Here is a 17,591-nt window from a genome sequence, read left to right as displayed (position 1 = left end):
CGCCCCCAGCCCCCTACCAGTTCGCCTTGCGGTAGTCCTTCAGGAAGCACCCGTACAGGTCCTCCCCCTCCTCACCCCGCACGATCGGGTCGTAGACCCGCGCCGCCCCGTCCACCAGATCCAGCGGCGCATGGAAGCCGACCGCAGCCATCCGGACCTTGTCCGGGTGCGGGCGCTCGTCCGTGATCCAGCCCGTGTCGACGCTGGTCATCAGGATGCCGTCGCTCTCGAACATCTCCTGCGCACTGGTGCGCGTCAGCATGTTCAGCGCCGCCTTGGCCATGTTCGTGTGCGGGTGCCCGGCACCCTTGTAGCCGCGGCTGAAGACGCCCTCCATGGCGGAGACGTTCACCACGTACTTGCGGCGCGCGGGAGACGCGGCCATGACCGGCCGGAGCCGGCTGATCAGGATGAACGGCGCCGTGGAGTTGCAGAGCTGCACCTCGAGCAGCTCGACCGGGTCGACCTCGGAGACCGTCTGGATCCAGCTGTTGGTGGAGGCGAGGTCGGGCACCAGCCCGCCCGCGTCGATGGCCGTGCCCGCCTCGATGCGGGCGAGCGACGCCGAGCCGCTGACGAGCGCCAGGTCGGTGACGTCCTGGGCGGTCAGGCCCTCGCCCTCGCGCCGCGCGGCCGGCAGCGCGGCGACGGCGTCCACCGCGCCGCTGCCGAAGGTGCCGATCACCTCGGCGGCGGGCAGCTCGCCCATCGGCAGCGGGGCGGACTCCGCGGCGACCAGCTCGCTGTAGGCGGCCGGGGAGCGGCGCACGGTCTGGGCCGCGTTGTTGATCAGGATGTCGAGGGGACCCTCGGCGGCGACGGAGTCGGCGAGGGCGACCACCTGCGCCGGGTCGCGCAGGTCGATGCCGACGACCTTGAGCCGGTGGATCCACTGGTCGCTGTCCGGCATCGCCTTGAAGCGGCGGATGGCGTCATTGGGGAAGCGGGTGGTGATGGTGGTGTGCGCACCGTCCCGCAGCAGCCGCAGGGCGATGTACATGCCGATCTTGGCGCGGCCGCCGGTGAGCAGCGCACGCCGCCCCGTGAGGTCGGCGCTCGCGTCGCGGCGGGCGCGGTTCTCGTCCGCGCAGCTGCGGCACAGCTGGTGGTAGAAGGCGTCGACCTCGACGTAGCGGCCCTTGCAGATGTAGCAGGAGCGGGGGCGCTCCAGGATCCCGGCGATCTCGCCGCGGGCCGAGGAGGACGGCAGCAGCCCCTGCGTCTCGTCGTCGATGCGGTCGGCGGAGCCGGTGGCGGTGGCCTCGGTGACCGCCTTGTCGTTGGCGGTCTTCGCGGCGCGGCGCTCCTGGCGGCGGCGCTGCTTCACCGTCCGGTAGATCCCGGACGTGGCGCGCCGGACGGTGATCGCGTCGGGGTGGTCGACCGGAAGGTCGTCGAGTTCCTCGAGGACGGCGAGGCAGATCGCCATGCGCTCGGGGTCTATGCCCAGGGTGTCCGTGCCCGACTGGTGGCCTGCACCGTCGTGGTTCTCTTCAGTGACGGTCATGACCGCTGTCGTTTCCCAGTCCGCTTGTGCGACAAATCTTCCAGGAAACTGTACGTAGCCGGACCCTGCGGCGCCAAACCCGCTGCAAACCCGCCGCAAACCCGCCGCCGGGGGCACGCGCCCGGGCCGTGCGCCGGGTTCCCGCCGACGGCGCCCCTCACCCCTGCGGGCGCCGCCCGCCGCCACGCCCCGCACCCGGCGTCCCTGGCCGCGAACTGCCGCAACCCCCACCTCCAACTCCCGGTCATCCCATCCGACTTATTGGCCTGTCTGGGTTAATTACCCACGAGTGAACACTTATTAGGCCAACTCAGCACGAAACGGCGGCCACAATTACCTCTCAACACCCCTGAGAAAGGTTTAGCCATGTCGCGTATCGCCAAGGCAGCCGTCCTGACCGCCGCCGCCGGCGCCGCCGTGACCGGCGTTGCCGGTGTCGCTGCCGCCGACTCCGGCGCGCAGGGTGCGGCCGTCGGCTCCCCCGGCGTCCTCTCCGGCAACGTGATCCAGATCCCCCTGCACATCCCGATCAACCTCTGCGGGAACTCGATCGACATCGTCGGTCTGCTGAACCCGACCTTCGGCAACGTCTGCGTGAACGGTTAATCACCGCCCCCCTACGGCGCGCGTCACAGCCGGATCGCGCGCTGCGCGGCGAGCGGGTCACAGTCAGCCGCCGGACCCCTCTCCCGCGCGCTCGTGGCGCCCATCAACCTCCTGGTGGGCGCCACTGCCGTGTCCGGACGAGGTGAGCGGCTCCGCGTCGGTGCCGTCCGCGCCGGGCAGTGCGGCCAGCTGGGCGCCGGGGAGATCGGGGATCTCGACGATCGGCGGGAGGTCGGGGGTGAGGTGCGAGTGCTGCGCGCTCATGGCGATACGCCTGCCTCGGGTCGGAAACGGGTCGGGGACGAAAACGGGCCGGGTACGGGTACGGGAACAAGCCAAGGTACGGGGACGGGGAGTCGGAGCGGCTCAGGTGGCCGCCAGGAGCTGTCGGCGCAGATCCGCGCAGGTGCGGCTGAGGATGCGGGATATCTGCATCTGGGATACCCCCAGCCGCGCGCCGATCTGCTGCTGGGTGAGGTCACCGAAGAAGCGCCAGTAGAGGACGTACCGCTCGCGCTCGGGCAGCGCGTCGAGGAGCGGTTTGAGGGACTGCCGGTCGACGACGAGGTCGAGCGCCCGGTCGGCGCGGCCGAGGGTGTCGGACAGCGGGAGGTCCTCGGCGCCCGAGACCGGATGGTCCAGGGACAGGGTGTGGTGCACCCCGTCGGCGTGCAGGCCGCGCCGGACCTCCTCCTCGGTCAGGCCGGTCTCGGCGACCAGCTCCGCCGGGGTGACGTCGCTGCCGGTGCCCTGCTGCTCCAGCCGGCTCCGCGCGGAGCGGACGGCGGCGCGCAACTCCTGGTCCCTGCGCGGGATGTGAAGGGACCACACGTGGTCGCGCACATGGCGTTTGAGTTCGCCGTTGATGGTGGGCACGGCGAAGGACTCGAAGGCGAAGCCCAGCCCGGGGTCGAAGCGGTCCACCGCGTGCACCAGGGCCAGGGCGGCCACCTGCCGCAGGTCCGCGGGGCTCTCCCCGCACTTGCGGTAGCGCAGGCTGATGCGCTCGGCCATCGGCAGCCAGGCGGCGATCACCTCTTGCCGGAGCAGGTCGCGCTCGGGGCTGTCCGGCAGGGCCGCCAGGCGGACGAAGGCGGCCGCACCGTCGCCCGGTTCCTCGGGACCGCACACACCGCTGGTATGCGGAGTGGATGCGCACTTTCGCGGGCGGAACGTCGTCTCAGCCATGGTCACAGTTGTCCCCTCGCTCGTGCGTCAAGGAGTGCCTGCCGGCCGGAGCACCTCTGCCAGGGGTGCGGCTGCCCTCGCGGCGCGCCCGCAAACGGACCGGCGTCGCGGCCCGGGCGGGCGGGCCGGCCCGGGGCTTCTCAGCATGCCCCCGCCCGCCCGTTCCCGCGACTCGGGGCATTCGGGTGGTCACGCAAGGTCATCCGGGCAGGTCGCGCCGTGCCCCTGGGTGACGTCGCGGGCCGTCGGGATGAGAGGCTGCCGGAGGGGGTACGGGCCCCGGCGGTGTCGGCGGCCACGTAACGGGAGCGCTGCACAAGCTGCGTCATTCGACGGGTGGGACGGGCTGATGGACGAGCGGGAGACGGGCGGGACGCACGGGTACGACGTGCTGGTGATCGGTTCCGCCAATGCGGACCTGACGGTCCGGGTGGACCGGCGGCCGGAGCCGGGCGAGACCGTGCCGGGCACGGACCTGGCCGAGACCGCCGGCGGCAAGGGCGCCAACCAGGCCGCGGCGGCGGCCCGGCTCGGTGCGCGAACGGCCCTGCTGGCGCGGGTCGGTGACGATGCGTTCGGGCGGCTGCTGCTGGACGCCCAGCGCGCGGCGGGCACGGACGTGCGGCACGTCCTGGTGGAGGAGGGCGCCCGGACCGGCACGGCGATGATCGTCGTCGGCCCGGACGGGGACAACGCCATCGTGGTCTCCCCCGGCGCCAACGCCCGGCTGGCCCCCGCAGACGTCACGGCGGCGCGGGCGGTCGTCGCGGGCTCGGCGGTGCTCTGCCTCCAGCTGGAGGTTCCCCCGGCCACGGTGCGGGCGGCGGTCGCGGTCGCGGCGGAGACGGGCACCCGGGTCGTGCTCAACCCGTCGCCGGTGCCGGATGCGCTCGAGCCGGTGCTGCTGGCGGCGGCGGATCCGCTGGTCGTCAACGAGCACGAGGCCCGCCGGCTGTCGGGCCGCCGGGACGGCACTGCGGCCGACTGGGCCCGGGCCCTGGCCGGGCAGGGCGCCCGGTCGGTGGTGGTGACGCTGGGCGCGGAGGGCGCCCTGGCCCTGGCGGACCCGTCCGGAGAGCCGGTCCTCGTGCCGGGCCGCCCGGTGCGGGCGGTGGACACGACGGGCGCGGGCGACGCGTTCACCGGCGCGCTGGCCGCCCGCCTCGCGGCGGGCGAGGACCTGGCGGACGCGGCGCGCTTCGCGGTGCGGGTGGCTGCCGTCTCGGTGACCCGGGCGGGTGCACAGCCGTCGTACCCGACCCCTGCGGAACTGGCGGAGCCGCGGTGACGGGCCCGGGGCCGTCCGTCGGACACCCGCTGGGCGTCAGAGAGCCCGGCGCTCCAGCTCGATGGCGAAGCGCAGCCACGACTCGGCGCAGTGCCGGGCGGCCTGGGCCACCGTCGAGCGGCGGTGTGCGGGCACGCTCTCGAGCAGCCTGCGCCAGCGTTCACCGCCCATGGCATGGGCGCTCAGCAGCTGGAGCAGCGCCCGGCCGCCCTCGGTGAAGCGCAGCGAGGGGTCCTTGCGGAGCTTGGGCAGCGGCGGCTCGGTGTCCACCGCCGGGCTCTGCGGGACGGTCTCGGGCTGCACGGCGAGCGGCATGCTCCGGGTGGCGGCCCGCTGTCTCAGCTCGTCGTCGCGGAGCTTCTTCGGCACCGGGTCCCGGCCCTGCCGCACCCGCATGCGTACGTCGCGCGCGGTGCCCACGGCGATGCCCGCGACGTCGGCGATCTCCCTGAGGCTGGCATGGGGCTTGGCGGCGATCAGCGCGCCCGCCCGGCGGCGGCCCTCCGCGGCGTTGAGCGGCCGCACCCGGCCGTCGCGGCCGGTCCGGGCCGTGACCTGGCCTCCGCGGCCCGCCGAGCGCCGCCGCAGGGAGGCGACGGTGCTGGCGGCCAGGCCCACCGCCGAGGCGATCAGCCGGTCCGACCACTGCGGGTGGGACCGGATGATGCGCTCGGCGGCGGCCGTCCGGTCCGCCTGCGTGAGCGGCAGGCCGTGCTCGTTGTTCACCCTGACCGCGTGCACGAAGGCGTCCTCGACACTGCCGTCGAAGAACCGGACTGCGATCCGCTCATCCCCCCGTAGACGAGCGGCTCGCAGCCGGTGCATGCCATCGACGACCCGCAGGGTGGCGCGGTGCACGACGATGGGCGGCAGTGGTACGTCCAGTCGCGCCAGCGCCTGGACGTGCTCGGGATCCTCGCCGGACAGCCGCGGGGACTCCGATGGCACCAGGGAATCGATCGGGAGCGCAGTGGCGTTCTGTTGCTCTGGTTCCGTAACCGTCACGTCTTTCCCTCCCCCAAGGACCCTGGCCGACGGTGGATCAGGTGTTCGGCGGAGGCGGGCACCGAAGCACCCGCCTCCATCCGACTGATGTTGGCCGCTTGCGCTTGCCGTCCAACACCAGTCGATCCCCCGTCACCGAGGACGCTAGGCAGCGAGCACCACTGCTGTCAACCGCATTGAGTGCGCGGGCACATGAACGCACGCTTCCGCCCGTAAGCTAGATTGACCGCAGGAGGGAGGTGCGATCATGAAGGATCCCGACGCCACGGCCGAGCACTCGCTGGCCGACAAGCTCAACCACCTATTCCAGACAGTGGTACCGGCCGGCCGGGAGCCGTACAGCACAGAGGAAGTGGCGCGTGCGATCACCGCTGGAGGTGTGTCGATTTCGGGGAGCTACATCTGGCTGTTGCGCAAGGGGCAGCGGGACAATCCCACGCTGCGGCATGTGGAGGCGCTCGCGAAGTTCTTCGGCGTGCCTCCGGCCTATTTCTTCGACGACCAGGTGACTGCGGCAGTCAATGCGGATCTCCGCCTGCTGGTGGCTCTGCGGGACACACAAGTGCAGCGTGTAGCCCTCCGGGCGGCCGGACTGTCGGCCGCGAGCCTGCATTCCATCAATGAAGTCATCGAGCGGGTCCGAGAGTTGGAGGGACTTCCCGACAGCCGGGGCAACCCGGCCGACAGACCCCATTGACGGACGGCCCGGCACACGTTTTGCCGGGCCCGCCCGGTGAATTCGAACCGGCCGCGCAGGAATCGCCGACGGCGTTTCCGGGAGCGCGGCGCACGGGTTCCGCGGACGATAATTCCGCGCATGAAGGCGGGCTTTCCCCGCCCCTTTCGGGAAAGCCTCCGTGGCGCGACCGACGCGCCACGGAGCAGATGCGGAGACGCGCGGAGAGGTCTAGCCCGCGAGAACGTCCCCGCGCAGGAGCCCGGAGCCCTCGGGCACCGCGGCCGGGTCGCCGCCGAGGTGCGCCACGGCGTTCTTCTCGTCGACGAAGACGACGCGCGGCTCAAAGGTGCGGGCCTCGGCATCGTCCATGGCACCGTAAGCGATGATGATCACGAGGTCGCCCGGGCTGATCAGGCGGGCGGCCGCACCATTGATGCCTATGACACCGGTGCCGCGCGGGCCCTCGATGACATAGGTCGACAGCCGGGCGCCGTTGTCGATGTCGACGATGTCGACCTTCTCTCCGGGCAGGAGATCGGCTGCGTCCATCAGATCGGCGTCGATCGTCAGCGAGCCGACATAGTGCAGGTCAGCCTGGGTGACGGTGGCCCGGTGGATCTTGGACTTCATCATGGTGCGGTACATCGAGGTACTCCCGGAGGTAGGCTCCCTGCCTGCGTTCTTGCAGGTCAAGGGCGGTTTCCCTACTCTACAACGAGTCGTGTGCCCGGGCAGCGTTTCCCAGGATTTACCGAGAACCGGCCGCCGGTCGAACCGAGGTCACCATGGATCGGCCGGCTCGGGCCGACACTCGACGACGGGCCCGGAGAGTGGTGGCCGCCTGCCTGGCCCGCAGGAGAGTGGTGGCCATTCGGAGGAGTACCACGATGACATCGGAGGCAGTGCGCGCGCACTATGTAAGCGCGTGGGGAGAGCCGTCGCGGCAGGCGAGGTTCACTATTAAGGATGCCGTGATCGAAGTCTTCAAGTGGGACCACGAGAAGACCGAGGAGGGCGTCAACCTCTACGCCACATGCGGCGCCAGCCAGTCGCCGATGCCGGTGTCAGCCTCCAGCCATCGCGTGGAATTTGTCACGGGCATTCTTCCTGAGGAGGACGGAATCGCGGCAGGGCTCGCCATCTTGGGGAGCTTTCCGCTCGCCGGCCGCAGCATCTCCTACGGAGACAGCGTTACCCTTCCTGATCCGCTGTGGCCCGGAGGACGGATGAACGCCTTCCTGGCCGTGCGGCCTGGGACCCCCGGCGTGGCCCATTCGCGTAAGGGAAGCACGAATTGACTGAAGAAGACCCCGACTGGCGCTCCTACCCGGCGGGTGTCCCCTTGACCGTACTGGTCGATCGGGGAGACCGCGCGCTGGTCCACGGAGATGTCGTGGCAGCCGGCAACTGGTACATCCACGCCAGACGCCGGGGCGCCCCCGGCATACGAGCAAAGCTCACCTGCCTTGTCGTCAGGATCGAAGAGCTGGTGTCACAAGGAGACACCGACGCGAAGGCTCTGCTCGGTGGAGTGATCCTCGACGCGGGCTCGGACCCCGCTCGTGCCGTGCGGCTCTTCCATGAAGCGTCGGAAGCCGGGGTTCCCGAAGGGAAGCGTGGGCTCGGCTACATGGTGAACAGCGGTATCGGCGTCCGGCAGGATCCGGCCATGGCGAATCGCCTCTTCCTTGAGGCGGCCGAAGCGGGTGATGGGTATGCCGCGTACAACCTTGCCGTCAATTACTACAAGGCTCATGGTGTCCGCCGCAACGCGCGAGAATTCATGCGATGGCTGAGGTTCGGGGCAGAGCGGGGAATCCCCGAAGCATGCGCCCTGCTCGGCGACAAGCTGTCGGCGCAAGGTCATGACGAGGAGGCTTTGTCCTGGTACGTAAGAGCGGCGGAATCCGGCCACGCTCCCGCAATGTACGTGGCAGGGTGCTGGTATCGGGACGGCACAGGTGTGGACGCAGATCCTGTTCAGGCGGTGCGATGGTTCCTGACCATGCTGGACCGCGGTAACGCCGACGGGATCCATGAGGCCATTCAACTGGCGCGGGGCATGGCGGAAGAGCAGGTTCGCGAGGCGGGGCGTCTGGCAGATCGCGAGGCAGATGCCATCCTGCTCATGCGGCGCTGAGGGGCCCCGCCCAGCAGGTGGTTGACTACGTCGCATGGACCCCGCACAAGCATCCCCTGCCGGCGGCCCCGTCCCGATGACTTGGGACGCGCCCCCTCTCGACCCCGAACTGCGTACGGCGCTTTCGGCCTTGGGGGACGGGGCAAGGGAGCCGTTCACCCCGGAGAACCTTGCGGCCCGGCAGGAGCGGGATGCTGCGGCCCGGCCCAGGCCGACGGTGCGGGATCTGCGGGACGGCGGACGCTTCGAGGTGGACGAGCTGCGTGTGCCGGGAGCAGCGGGCGGGGAGGACGTCACGCTTGTGAGCGCACGGCCCGCCGGGGTCGCCGGGCCGCTGCCGCTGCTGTACTACATGCACGGCGGCGGAATGATCATGGGTAATGCATGGTCCGTACTTCCGCGCCTGCTTCGCGAGTGGGCTCTCGCACTGGAGCTGGCCGTCGTCTCGGTCGAGTACCGGCTGGCGCCGCAGGCGCAGTACCCCGGACCGGTGGAGGACTGCTACGCCGGATTCGTCTGGGCGGCTGAGCACGCGGCCGTACTGGGCATCGACGCGGACCGTATCGTCATCGGTGGCAAGAGCGCCGGCGGCGGACTCGCCGCGGCACTCGCCCTGCTCGCCCGTGACCGGGGCGGGCCCATGCCGATCGGGCAACTGCTCCTGTCCCCGATGCTCGACGACCGCAACAACACCTTCTCCAGCCATCAGATGGCCGGCATCGACACCTGGGACCGGACCTCCAACGCCACCGCATGGCAGGCGCTGCTGGGCGACCGGTACGGCGCTGCGGACCTGCCGCCCTATGCGGCTCCCGCCCGCGCCACGGACCTGTCCGGGCTGCCCCCGGCCTACATCGAGGTCGGGTCGGCCGAGACCTTCAGGGACGAGAACGTGGCCTATGCCAATGCGATCTGGCAGGCCGGCGGCCAGGCCGAACTGCACGTATGGCCCGGAGCCTGCCACGGCTTCGACACCTTCGCGCCACGGGCGGCCCTCAGCCAGGACGCCGGCAACGCCCGTTCCCGCTGGCTCCGGCGCATCCTCACCCAGTCACCCGCCTGCCATCAGAAGCCTGTCCCCTCCCGGCGCCGTGCCCAGAAGGGCGTGTCCCAGCGTTGTTCACCGCGGTAGCAGATGCTGCGCGCGTTCAGGAACTCACGGTGGATCGCCGCCACCCGTGCCGCGTAGGTCTCCAGTGCGCCCGCGGTCCCGGCGGCATCCGCGTGAACGGCGTCGGCGGCAGTGATGCCCGTGGCGAGGGCGGTGAGGATGCCCCGCGCGGCGATGGGATCGGACGCGGTGGCGGCATCGCCGACCGCGGCCCAGCCGGGCCCCGCCGCGGGGGCGGTGCAGGACGTCGCCGCCCGCGCGACGCGCAGCCGGACCCGGGATGCCGCTGCTCCCTCAACGATGCGCTCGCGGACGTGAGTGGTCGCCATGAGTGCGCTCCACCAGCGCTCGGGTGCATGAAGGGCCCGTTCGGCGACGATGTCGGCGTCCGTCATCATCATGACGACCGATGAGCCGCCCGGCAGCGGTGCGGTGTACCACCAGCCGTGGGCCGCGGATTCGACGAGCGAGGTGTGCGGAACGCCACGGTGCGCGGCACCGCGCGGCAGGCATGCCGCGATCGCGACCAGGCGGTCGGCCCGGGTGACCGTGGCTCCCGCGAGGCGTGCGAGGCGCGCGCCCGGTCCGGTGGCGTCGATGAGGTAGCGGGCGCGGATCTCCTGCCGCCCGAGCATCAGCCGCCACTGGCCGGGCGTCCGTCGTACGTTTCCGATGCGCCCGGTGCGTACGCGGGCTCCCGCCCGGTGGGCGGCATCGGCGAGCGTACGGTCGAAGAGGGTGCGGTCGAGATGCCAGCCCGGCCCATGGGGTATGAGGAGGAAATCGGTGCCGGCCGGTGTGCTGCTCCCCCAGGCGGACTGGTTCCCGTAGCAGGGCCGGTGCGGTCCCCTGGCGATGTGTTCGAGCAGGCCGAGGCGTGCGAGCAGGGGCCTGGCCCTCGGGGGGAGGCTCTCACCGGGCTTCCACGAGGGCGTGCGGCCGGGGTCGACGAGGATGACCGCCGCACCGTGACGCGCGAGGGTGACGGCGGCTGCCGCACCCGCCGGTCCTCCGCCCGCGACCACCACGTCGCAGGCGTCCTCGGTCGCGCGGGTGTTCATCAGTGGACGGCTCCCATGCCGTTGATCCCGAGCCCGGCGGCCCGGGCGGCGGCCTCGGCCGTCGCCGCCGCGGGCCTGGTCAGCAGGACCCTGGCCCGTGGAGGTGTCAGGTCCGGCAGGGGGCATCCCTTGGTGATCCACGTGATGGCGATGTCGCGGCCGGTCCGGCCCGTGCCCGGCACCACCGCGGAGAAGGCCGTGCCCATGGCGTTGGCGGGGGCGATCAGCTCCTCGACGAAGGGGCTCAGTTGGGGGTGGCCGGGTGAGACGAGCCCGTTGTCCGGGTGGGCCACGGCGGCCAGGAGCGACGCGGTCGGCTGGGTGAACCACCAGGCCACCGGCTCCGTTCTGGTCCTGGCGGGATCCGCGGGATCGGGGCCGGTGATGAGCGTCCCGGCGTGCGCGGCGGTCCCTGTCTGGCGTGGCCGCAGCGTGTCCACCAGCCGTGTCATGGCTTCGAGCGGTGTGAGGACGGGCACGGGCTTCGGGGCGGTCAGCGACCGCGTCCACTGACGCCACAGCTCCAGCTCGTTGTCGGTGAAGACCTTGTACATGGGGCCGGTGTACGTGGTCAGTTCGAAGAAGGGGCTGTTCTCCGGGTCGCCCGCCTGGATGAGACCGGAGTCCCGGAGCGCCCGGAGCAGTCCCGGAGGGTCCAGGAACCAGTCGTTGATCCTGTTCTCGCCCAGCTGCTTTCCGTCGTGGTTGAGCGAGGCGAACGGTGCCTTGCGCTCGATCAGATCGATCAGGCGATCCTCCGCAGTGGGTGGTGCACTCAGCAGCGCACTCAGGTCATCGCCCAGGTTGCCGGTGTTCGCAAAAGCCACGTAGCCGTTCCAGATGCGCTGCCACTGCTGCTGGACGGCCTCTTCGCCACCACTGTTGTAGACCTGGCCCAGGTACTGGACAACCGCATCGCGGGCCTTGGCGCCATGTCCGGAGGACGCGTTGTCGATGCCGATGTGCATCTTGAAGAACTGTGCATTGATGCCGTGGTATTCGAACAGCTTGACCGTGGGAACCAGCTCCACCACTTCCCACTCCAGCTGCATCGTCATGCCGAGGATCTCCGGGAAGAAATGCTGGGAGTGCTGGGAGACGGCCAGTTGGAACGCCCCGAGGGTGTAGGCCGAGTCGAGCATCTCGGGCAGCATCGCGAATTCGTAGGAGTCCACCGGCGGCAGGTACAGACCGACGCTGTGCAGCAGATCGGAGTAGAGGTTGGCATGGTTGAGGGTGGGGTCACCACCGCCCACCTCCTCCATCCAGATGGAGAACAGCAGCGCCTGGACGTCGCTGATCGGCCCGGCCCGGGTGACGTTGCGCAACCACGCGCCGTCGAGGAGGTTGAACGGCGCGAACTGCCTGATGCGCTCGATCATGTCGTGGCGGTTGCCGAAGAGCAGGTCCGTCGCCGGGTCGTAGTTCTCCCCGTCGTCCACCAGCGTGGTGTAGATCAGCTGGAGGCGCGCCTCCAGTGCGTCGCGCGTATACCGGAACGGGCGCAGGGTCAGGGGGAGGAAGGGGTCGGTCCGGGCCGCTTCGAGCACCTCTTCCGCGTAGTGCCGCGCGGCCTGCGCCTGCTGCGGGAACTGGTCGGGGTGCTGGAGCGTGTAGAACCACTCGCGGTCGCTCAGTCCGACCTGTCCGGCGCGCTCCGTCTCCACCAGCACCGGCTCCCCGGCCGGGCCCGGGCGGGAGACGACGAAGCCGAGGCTGCTCCACTTCTCGACCATTTCGTTGTCGCCCGCGCTGTTGCGGAGCACGGCCCAGAGCTTGTTGATCCGCTCCTGGTAGTGCTGGGTGCTCTCCCCCGGCAGTCGTTCGAGCTCGGGCTGCGGGACCGGCTGGATCCCCACGCCGCGTGCCCAGGGCTTGCGGAAGGCGTCCATTTCCGTCGGCTGCGAGGGGTCCGAGGCGTCCCGGATCAGGTCGCGGTACTGCTCTTCGGGGAGGACGTCGTCCGGGCGCTGGGCTGGCCACCAGTGGGTGTTGCACTCGTAGAAGTCGGCTTGCCACGGGATGGCCATGTATTTGGTGATGTCCCCCGCCGCCAGGTCCTCGCGGAGCCGGAACGGTGCGGCCCAGGTCGTGGGCTCGTCGGCGATGAACGTCATCTCGATGCCGGGGAAGAACGGGCCGCCCACGCATGCCTCGAGTGCGGCCCGGACCAGTGCGTGGGGCTGTTCCGCAAGAGGCAGGTCGTCCAGGGGCACGGGTTCGGTGGCGGTCCCGGTGGCGTCGGCGGTGAAGTCGCCTTCGGCCCACCGGCGCATCCGTTCGTACTGCCCGGGCAGGAGAGTGAGCCATGTGCGGGGCTTGCCTTCGATCGGGTCGCCGTCGTCTCCCGCGAGCTGCGGCATGAACAGGTAGTTCGCCTGGGTCACGTCGTCGGCGCCGGGAGTGCGCAGCCTGCCGAACACCGCCTTCCGCAGCGGCGCGGCCTCGGGGGCGTTCGATGCCAGCTGTGCGAGGCGGCCGGGGTCGAGGAAGTCGGCCGCCTCGCCCTTGCCGTGCCCGCGCGCGGCGTTCGCGCTCACCCAGGAGTACCCGCACATCCGGGTGAGCAGCGGTTCGATGTCGCGGGTGAACGACACCTCCCCCGTTTCCTCCGTTTGCGGCAGCCGGCCGGCGCGTTCGGCGTTCTCGCGGGCGACGTCGTAGAGCGTCACCAGGTTCTGGACGTCCGGCGCGAAGTCGGGCGGGGCGACGATCACCCAGGCGGACGTCACCGGAATCGTCCGCCCGTCCTTGGCCCTCACGGTCGCCGTGACGGGGCCGTCGGAGGTGTCGTCGTGCCAGAAGTCGTTGTTGGCGTAGGTGACCAGCGGGTTGTCCGGTTTCACGGACGCCGAGTGCCCGAACCCGCCCAGCACGAGAAGCCGTCCCGCCTCGTCCGTCCGCAGCTCCCCCAGCGGAACGGTGGTGCCCAGGAACGTCCCTGTGTCGAACCGGGCATCGGCACCGTCGGCGTTCGGACCGCTCACGCTGCGGGCTCCGGGGGCGATCACCAGTGCCCTGCGCGCCTCGGGATCAGCGGGGTCCACGTGTTTGTTGCGTCGGTTGTCCGGCGAATCGGACTGATGGAAACGGCCGTTGAACTGGAACCATTCGCCTTTCGCATTGGCCAGCTCGACGGTCCAGGTCACCTCTGCTTCAGCCGACGTGACCTCCCCCAGCACGTTGTGGTCCTTGTCGAACCCGTACATACGGAAACGCGCCGCCTGGCGTTTGACCCGCCCGTCGGCATCCTTGAATCCCCCTGCCGGGCGAGCCCGGGCCCCCGGCGCCTCCGGGCCCGGGAAGAAGCCGTCCGGGCTGTTCCCGACCCGTGCGATTCCGATCGTGGGGTGGATTTCGCAATAGGCGACGTCGTCGAGGTTCACAGCGGTCTCCAGTGGTTCGCGGCAGGCATCGCCGGACCCGGGTGCCCCCCAGCGCGACCGCTCGCCGGCCCGGACCGTCTCCGATCAGGTTTCATGATGAACGGGCGCGTGCGGGATCGGGGGGCGCCGCGCCGGAGCACCGCCGACCGTGCAGGAGGGCGGTCAAGACCTCGGAATCGTCGGGACCCGGCGTTCCGCGCCTGCGCCGCAACCGCATAGAATTGAAGAAATCTTCAATTCACGAGTTGCCACAACAGTCGCGGCCCGTGCGCATGGCTCAGAAGCGGAGGACGGGCAGTGAAGCGAGCACCGGTTCCGCTGTACCAGGCGAAGGCGGAGTTCTTCCGGATGCTGGGGCATCCGGTGCGCATCCGTGTCCTGGAGCTGCTGCAGGACGGGCCCATGCCCGTCCGTGACCTGCTGATCGCGATAGAGATCGAGCCGTCCAGCCTGTCGCAGCAGCTGGCCGTGCTGCGCCGCTCGGGCATCGTCACCTCCACCCGCGCCGGCTCCACGGTGGTCTACGAACTGGCGGGCGGTGACGTGGCCGAGCTGATGCGTGCGGCGCGCCGGATCCTGACGGACATGCTCACCGGGCAGAACGAGCTTCTCGAGGAGCTGCGCGAGGCCGAGGCGGGGAGGTGAGCACCCGCCATGGCCGATGAAACGACCTCACAGCCCACTCCCCCGTCGTCCGAGTCCGGGCCGAGAAGCGAGAAGTGGGCGGAGAAGCAGGTCGCTCTGCGCGTACTGATCTACGTCTTCGTCACCCATGCCATCGCCGGTTTCATCTGGCTGCTGTTCTATCTCGGCGACCACGCGCACAAGTGACGCACCGGGGGCACAGCATCGGCTGACGAGGCCGCGCCTGTCGCCGTCGAAGAGGTCAGCCGGCGTGCGGCGTTTCCCCGGGCCACGCGGTGGTGCGCCATTCCTGGCCCGGCCTGCCCGAACGTATGCGGTGAGCGTCGAGGGCGGACGCCAGGTCCGGGTGGACCGGAATGAGCGGCTGCGCGGCGCCAGGGACGAGTGAGCCGTCGGCGGGAATCGCGGCCAGCTCCAGCGGCCGGCCGTGGTCGGCCAGCCGGGCGGCGGCTTCGGCGATGGCGGCCTGGCCCTCGGCCGACCAGCCGCGCAGCGTGGTCAGGTCGACGATCACAGGGCCGGTGCCGCGCGCCTCCACCCAGCCGACCGCCCCCCGGAAGCGGTGCACGGCCTGCGTGCCGAGGTAGCCGGAGACGGACAGAATGCCCAGGTGGTCGTGGGTGGCGTAGCGCCACTGGATCGTCATCGTGGTTCCTCGCGAACTCTCGTCGGCAATACGTGGGATTGATGCCCCGGGAGGCGTCCGCCGATTCGGCCGTGCGGCGCGCAAGGGGCAACACCGCGGCACCAATCGGCAGGTCAGCGCGGGCCGGTGCGGCGGACGGCAAGCTGCTTCACGAGGGTGTGGGCCTGCCCGCCCCGCCGCCCTGCCCGGGTGCGGCGATGGCATGGGCGAAGCGGAAGCCGGTCACGGTCTGCGGGTGGATGCGCAGGAGCGCTTCGTGGGGGCCGTGGGCCCAGCCGGGGAGTGTGCGCCGGTAGTGGGCGGCCTCGTCGCGGTTGGTGACGAGTTCGGCGAGGCCGGTGGCGGTCACCGCCCAGCCGGTGCCGGTGCCGGGGTGGATCTGGTCGCAGTGGTAGGTGACGCTGACGCGGCCGGAGAGTACGGCGTTGGGGACGGGGGTACGAACGATCAGGCGCCCGTACTCCAGGACGTGGGAGGCGGGCCGCACCGCGATGGCCTCGCGCTGCTCGTACAGCATCCGCCCCTGGGACGCGCCGCCGAGCAGGTACCAGGCTTCCTCACCGGAGACCTCGACCATGCGGCGGGGTGTCGGGGCTGCGTGTGTCATCGGGTGGGCTCCTCGGTGACGACGGCGGACTTCTGTGCGGGGACGGTCAGGGCCCCGGTGCCGTGGAGGTGGGCGCGGGCGGCAGTGATGGCATCGGGGGTGGTGGCGAACTCGCGGCCGTCGTGCCGGAGCAGGTCCAATGCGCCCACGGAGTCGAGGACTCGGCGCTGGCCCGGCCGTATGCCGGAGGTCATGACGGTGATGCCGCGGCGGTGCAGCTTGGTCACGGCGTCCTTGAGGACGAGGGCGCCGGTGGCGTCGATGGTCGACACACGGGACATCCGCAGGATGACCACGCGCACGTCGGCGACCTCGGACAGCTCCAGCAGGAAGCGGTGGGCGGCGGCGAAGAACAGCGGCCCGTCGATCCGGTACGCGACGATGTGCTCGGCCAGCAGGGCGTGCTCCTCGGCGCTGTGGTCGCCGGACAGGTCCGCCTTGATGGGGATCTGGTCCAGGCGGGCCTGCTTGGCGACCGCCCGCAGGGCCAGCGCGCCCGCGACGGCCATGCCTATGAGAACCGCGTACACCAGGTCGAGGGCCAGGGTGGCAGCGGCGGTGAGGATCAGGACGAGCGCGTCGGAGCGGGTCGCGCGGGCCATGGCCCGCAGGCTGCCGACCTCGACCATGCGGATGGCCGTCGCGATCAGGACTCCCGCGAGCGCCGCCAGCGGGATGCGCGAGACGAGCGGTGCGGCGGCGAAGACGATGACCGCGAGCACTGCGGCGTGCGTGAGGGCGGCCAGGCGCGAGCCTGCACCCGTGCGGACGTTCACGGCCGTACGGGCTATCGCACCGGTCGCCGGGACGCCGCCGAAGAGCGGGGCGGCGATGTTGGCCAGACCCTGGCCGAACAGTTCCCGGTCCGGGTCGTGCTTCTGCCCGACGGTCATGCCGTCCGCGACGGATGCAGACAGCAGCGACTCCAGAGCGGCCAGCGCGGCCACGGCCACCGCCGGGGCGAGCAGCGAGCCGAGTGAGCCGAGGTCGAGGAAGGACAGGGAGGGCGCGGGCAGACCGGCGGGCAGGTCCCCGATCGGCTTGGCCCCGTCGAGGTGCAGGACCTGGGCCGTAACGGTCGCGCCGATCACGGCCACGATCGAGAACGGAACCGTCGGCCGCCACCGGGCACCGGCCAGCATGACGACGGCCACCGCGGCGGCGAGGGACACGGCCGTCCAGTTCGGCGCCTTGGCGAACGCCTCGACGGCCCGCCAGGTCACCACCAGGACCTTGTCGCCCTCGGGCTTGGGCACCCCCAGTGCGCCCGGCACCTGCTGCAGCCCGATCACACCGGCGATGCCGAGCGTGAATCCCTCCACCACGGGGGCCGGGACGTACTGCATGTACCGCCCGGCACGGGCGAACGCGAGCGCGATCAGCATCAGGCCGGCGACCACCCCGACGGTGAGGACGCCACCGGGGCCGTACTGCGCGAAGATCGGCACGAGCACCACGGTCATCGCCCCGGTGGGCCCGGAGACCTGGAGGTTCGAGCCGCCGAACACCGCTGCCAGCGCACCGGCGACGACCGCGGTGGCCAGCCCCGCCTCGGCGCCGAGGCCGGAGGAGACGCCGAAGCCCAGCGCGAGCGGCAGGGCCACGATCGCCACGGTCAAGCCCGCCAGCAGATCGCGCTTGGGGTCACGGCGGGCCGCGGTGAGGTCGTCACGACCGGGCAGCAGGGAACGCATCCGGGACCAGGCCCGGGCAGCCATGGCA

General features: G+C 71.1%; 18 protein-coding genes. 8 read left to right on the top strand and 10 right to left on the bottom strand.

What is annotated here, in order from left to right:
* Positions 1-13: 13 nt before the first annotated feature.
* A complete protein-coding gene (locus AC1Z4A_RS28630; protein ID WP_483682755.1) occupies positions 14-1,507 on the bottom strand; it encodes an SDR family NAD(P)-dependent oxidoreductase in 1,494 nt (497 codons plus the stop codon).
* A 366-nt stretch (positions 1,508-1,873) separates the two neighbouring features.
* Between AC1Z4A_RS28630 and AC1Z4A_RS28625 the strand changes: the two genes are divergently transcribed.
* Positions 1,874-2,113: a chaplin gene (locus AC1Z4A_RS28625; protein WP_483682754.1), complete on the top strand. Its 240-nt coding sequence runs from the start codon at positions 1,874-1,876 to the stop codon at positions 2,111-2,113.
* 63 nt (positions 2,114-2,176) lie between these two features.
* On the opposite strand, the gene AC1Z4A_RS28620 is transcribed toward AC1Z4A_RS28625, so the two are convergent.
* The gene (locus AC1Z4A_RS28620; RefSeq protein ID WP_483682753.1) at positions 2,177-2,377 is read right to left on the bottom strand and encodes a hypothetical protein; all 201 of its coding nucleotides are present in this window, start codon (positions 2,375-2,377) and stop codon (positions 2,177-2,179) included.
* Between the two features lie 102 nt (positions 2,378-2,479).
* Positions 2,480-3,244 carry a sigma-70 family RNA polymerase sigma factor gene (locus AC1Z4A_RS28615; RefSeq protein WP_483682752.1) on the bottom strand — a complete coding sequence of 255 codons (765 nt, stop codon included), beginning with the start codon at positions 3,242-3,244 and terminating at the stop codon, positions 2,480-2,482.
* Positions 3,245-3,650: 406 nt separating this feature from the next.
* Here AC1Z4A_RS28615 and rbsK point away from each other — a divergent pair, with 406 nt between their 5' ends.
* A complete protein-coding gene (gene rbsK, locus AC1Z4A_RS28610; RefSeq protein ID WP_483682751.1) occupies positions 3,651-4,589 on the top strand; it encodes a ribokinase in 939 nt (312 codons plus the stop codon).
* A 36-nt stretch (positions 4,590-4,625) separates the two neighbouring features.
* Here rbsK and AC1Z4A_RS28605 read toward each other — a convergent pair whose 3' ends face one another.
* Entirely contained in the window at positions 4,626-5,537 is a 912-nt protein-coding gene (locus tag AC1Z4A_RS28605; RefSeq protein WP_483682750.1) for a ParB/RepB/Spo0J family partition protein, read from the bottom strand.
* A gap of 304 nt (positions 5,538-5,841) precedes the next feature.
* On the opposite strand from AC1Z4A_RS28605, the gene AC1Z4A_RS28600 reads away from it, so the two are divergent.
* Positions 5,842-6,291, top strand: a complete 450-nt coding sequence (locus AC1Z4A_RS28600; RefSeq protein ID WP_483682749.1) for a helix-turn-helix domain-containing protein — start codon at positions 5,842-5,844, stop codon at positions 6,289-6,291.
* 210 nt (positions 6,292-6,501) lie between these two features.
* Here the strand turns inward: AC1Z4A_RS28600 and panD are convergent, their stop codons facing one another.
* Positions 6,502-6,918, bottom strand: coding sequence for an aspartate 1-decarboxylase (gene panD, locus AC1Z4A_RS28595; protein WP_483682748.1), 417 nt, complete (start codon positions 6,916-6,918; stop codon positions 6,502-6,504).
* A 326-nt stretch (positions 6,919-7,244) separates the two neighbouring features.
* Between panD and AC1Z4A_RS28590 the strand changes: the two genes are divergently transcribed.
* The 3 genes from AC1Z4A_RS28590 to AC1Z4A_RS28580 all read left to right on the top strand — a co-directional run bounded on the left by AC1Z4A_RS28590 (position 7,245) and on the right by AC1Z4A_RS28580 (position 9,545).
* Positions 7,245-7,571 (top strand): hypothetical protein, encoded by a 327-nt coding sequence (locus AC1Z4A_RS28590; protein WP_483682747.1) that lies wholly within the window; start codon positions 7,245-7,247, stop codon positions 7,569-7,571.
* Entirely contained in the window at positions 7,568-8,413 is an 846-nt protein-coding gene (locus AC1Z4A_RS28585; RefSeq protein ID WP_483682746.1) for a tetratricopeptide repeat protein, read from the top strand. Before AC1Z4A_RS28590 ends, AC1Z4A_RS28585 begins: the two co-directional genes overlap by 4 nt.
* Positions 8,414-8,489: 76 nt before the next feature.
* Positions 8,490-9,545, top strand: coding sequence for an alpha/beta hydrolase (locus tag AC1Z4A_RS28580; protein ID WP_483683762.1), 1,056 nt, complete (start codon positions 8,490-8,492; stop codon positions 9,543-9,545).
* On the opposite strand, the gene AC1Z4A_RS28575 is transcribed toward AC1Z4A_RS28580, so the two are convergent.
* Both AC1Z4A_RS28575 and AC1Z4A_RS28570 read right to left on the bottom strand, forming a co-directional pair.
* Complete coding sequence (locus AC1Z4A_RS28575; RefSeq protein ID WP_483682745.1) at positions 9,479-10,585, bottom strand: NAD(P)/FAD-dependent oxidoreductase; 1,107 nt, start codon at positions 10,583-10,585, stop codon at positions 9,479-9,481. The two genes, AC1Z4A_RS28580 and AC1Z4A_RS28575, sit on opposite strands and share 67 nt — an antisense overlap.
* Positions 10,585-13,971 carry a LodA/GoxA family CTQ-dependent oxidase gene (locus AC1Z4A_RS28570; protein ID WP_483682744.1) on the bottom strand — a complete coding sequence of 1,129 codons (3,387 nt, stop codon included), beginning with the start codon at positions 13,969-13,971 and terminating at the stop codon, positions 10,585-10,587. The genes AC1Z4A_RS28575 and AC1Z4A_RS28570 overlap by 1 nt, the downstream gene beginning before the upstream one ends.
* Positions 13,972-14,268: 297 nt before the next feature.
* Here AC1Z4A_RS28570 and AC1Z4A_RS28565 point away from each other — a divergent pair, with 297 nt between their 5' ends.
* A complete protein-coding gene (locus AC1Z4A_RS28565; protein ID WP_483682743.1) occupies positions 14,269-14,616 on the top strand; it encodes an ArsR/SmtB family transcription factor in 348 nt (115 codons plus the stop codon).
* Positions 14,617-14,625: 9 nt separating this feature from the next.
* Positions 14,626-14,802 carry a DUF6126 family protein gene (locus AC1Z4A_RS28560; protein WP_483682742.1) on the top strand — a complete coding sequence of 59 codons (177 nt, stop codon included), beginning with the start codon at positions 14,626-14,628 and terminating at the stop codon, positions 14,800-14,802.
* A gap of 55 nt (positions 14,803-14,857) precedes the next feature.
* Here AC1Z4A_RS28560 and AC1Z4A_RS28555 read toward each other — a convergent pair whose 3' ends face one another.
* From AC1Z4A_RS28555 to AC1Z4A_RS28545, 3 genes are all read right to left on the bottom strand, one after another.
* Positions 14,858-15,262, bottom strand: a complete 405-nt coding sequence (locus AC1Z4A_RS28555; RefSeq protein ID WP_483682741.1) for an STAS domain-containing protein — start codon at positions 15,260-15,262, stop codon at positions 14,858-14,860.
* Positions 15,263-15,410: 148 nt separating this feature from the next.
* Positions 15,411-15,869, bottom strand: coding sequence for a pyridoxamine 5'-phosphate oxidase family protein (locus AC1Z4A_RS28550; RefSeq protein WP_483682740.1), 459 nt, complete (start codon positions 15,867-15,869; stop codon positions 15,411-15,413).
* Entirely contained in the window at positions 15,866-17,587 is a 1,722-nt protein-coding gene (locus AC1Z4A_RS28545) for a SulP family inorganic anion transporter (RefSeq protein ID WP_483682739.1), read from the bottom strand. The genes AC1Z4A_RS28550 and AC1Z4A_RS28545 overlap by 4 nt, the downstream gene beginning before the upstream one ends.
* Positions 17,588-17,591 lie beyond the last annotated feature (4 nt).

It is taken from the genome of Streptomyces sp. 17_S59 (assembly GCF_056930295.1).
The sequence above is the reverse complement of the archived record's forward strand: the minus strand, read 5'-3'. Positions and strand labels throughout refer to the sequence as shown.

Bases quoted from the DNA above. Each gene is read 5' to 3' on its own strand.
- AC1Z4A_RS28630 (WP_483682755.1), bottom strand. From the start codon at position 1,507: ATGACCGTCACTGAAGAGAACCACGACGGTGCAGGCCACCAGTCGGGC.
- AC1Z4A_RS28625 (WP_483682754.1), top strand. From the start codon at position 1,874: ATGTCGCGTATCGCCAAGGCAGCCGTCCTGACCGCCGCCGCCGGCGCC.
- AC1Z4A_RS28620 (WP_483682753.1), bottom strand. From the start codon at position 2,377: ATGAGCGCGCAGCACTCGCACCTCACCCCCGACCTCCCGCCGATCGTC.
- rbsK (WP_483682751.1), top strand. From the start codon at position 3,651: ATGGACGAGCGGGAGACGGGCGGGACGCACGGGTACGACGTGCTGGTG.
- AC1Z4A_RS28600 (WP_483682749.1), top strand. From the start codon at position 5,842: ATGAAGGATCCCGACGCCACGGCCGAGCACTCGCTGGCCGACAAGCTC.
- panD (WP_483682748.1), bottom strand. From the start codon at position 6,918: ATGTACCGCACCATGATGAAGTCCAAGATCCACCGGGCCACCGTCACC.
- AC1Z4A_RS28580 (WP_483683762.1), top strand. From the start codon at position 8,490: ATGACTTGGGACGCGCCCCCTCTCGACCCCGAACTGCGTACGGCGCTT.
- AC1Z4A_RS28575 (WP_483682745.1), bottom strand. From the start codon at position 10,585: ATGAACACCCGCGCGACCGAGGACGCCTGCGACGTGGTGGTCGCGGGC.
- AC1Z4A_RS28560 (WP_483682742.1), top strand. From the start codon at position 14,626: ATGGCCGATGAAACGACCTCACAGCCCACTCCCCCGTCGTCCGAGTCC.
- AC1Z4A_RS28555 (WP_483682741.1), bottom strand. From the start codon at position 15,262: ATGACGATCCAGTGGCGCTACGCCACCCACGACCACCTGGGCATTCTG.
- AC1Z4A_RS28550 (WP_483682740.1), bottom strand. From the start codon at position 15,869: ATGACACACGCAGCCCCGACACCCCGCCGCATGGTCGAGGTCTCCGGT.
- AC1Z4A_RS28545 (WP_483682739.1), bottom strand. From the start codon at position 17,587: ATGGCTGCCCGGGCCTGGTCCCGGATGCGTTCCCTGCTGCCCGGTCGT.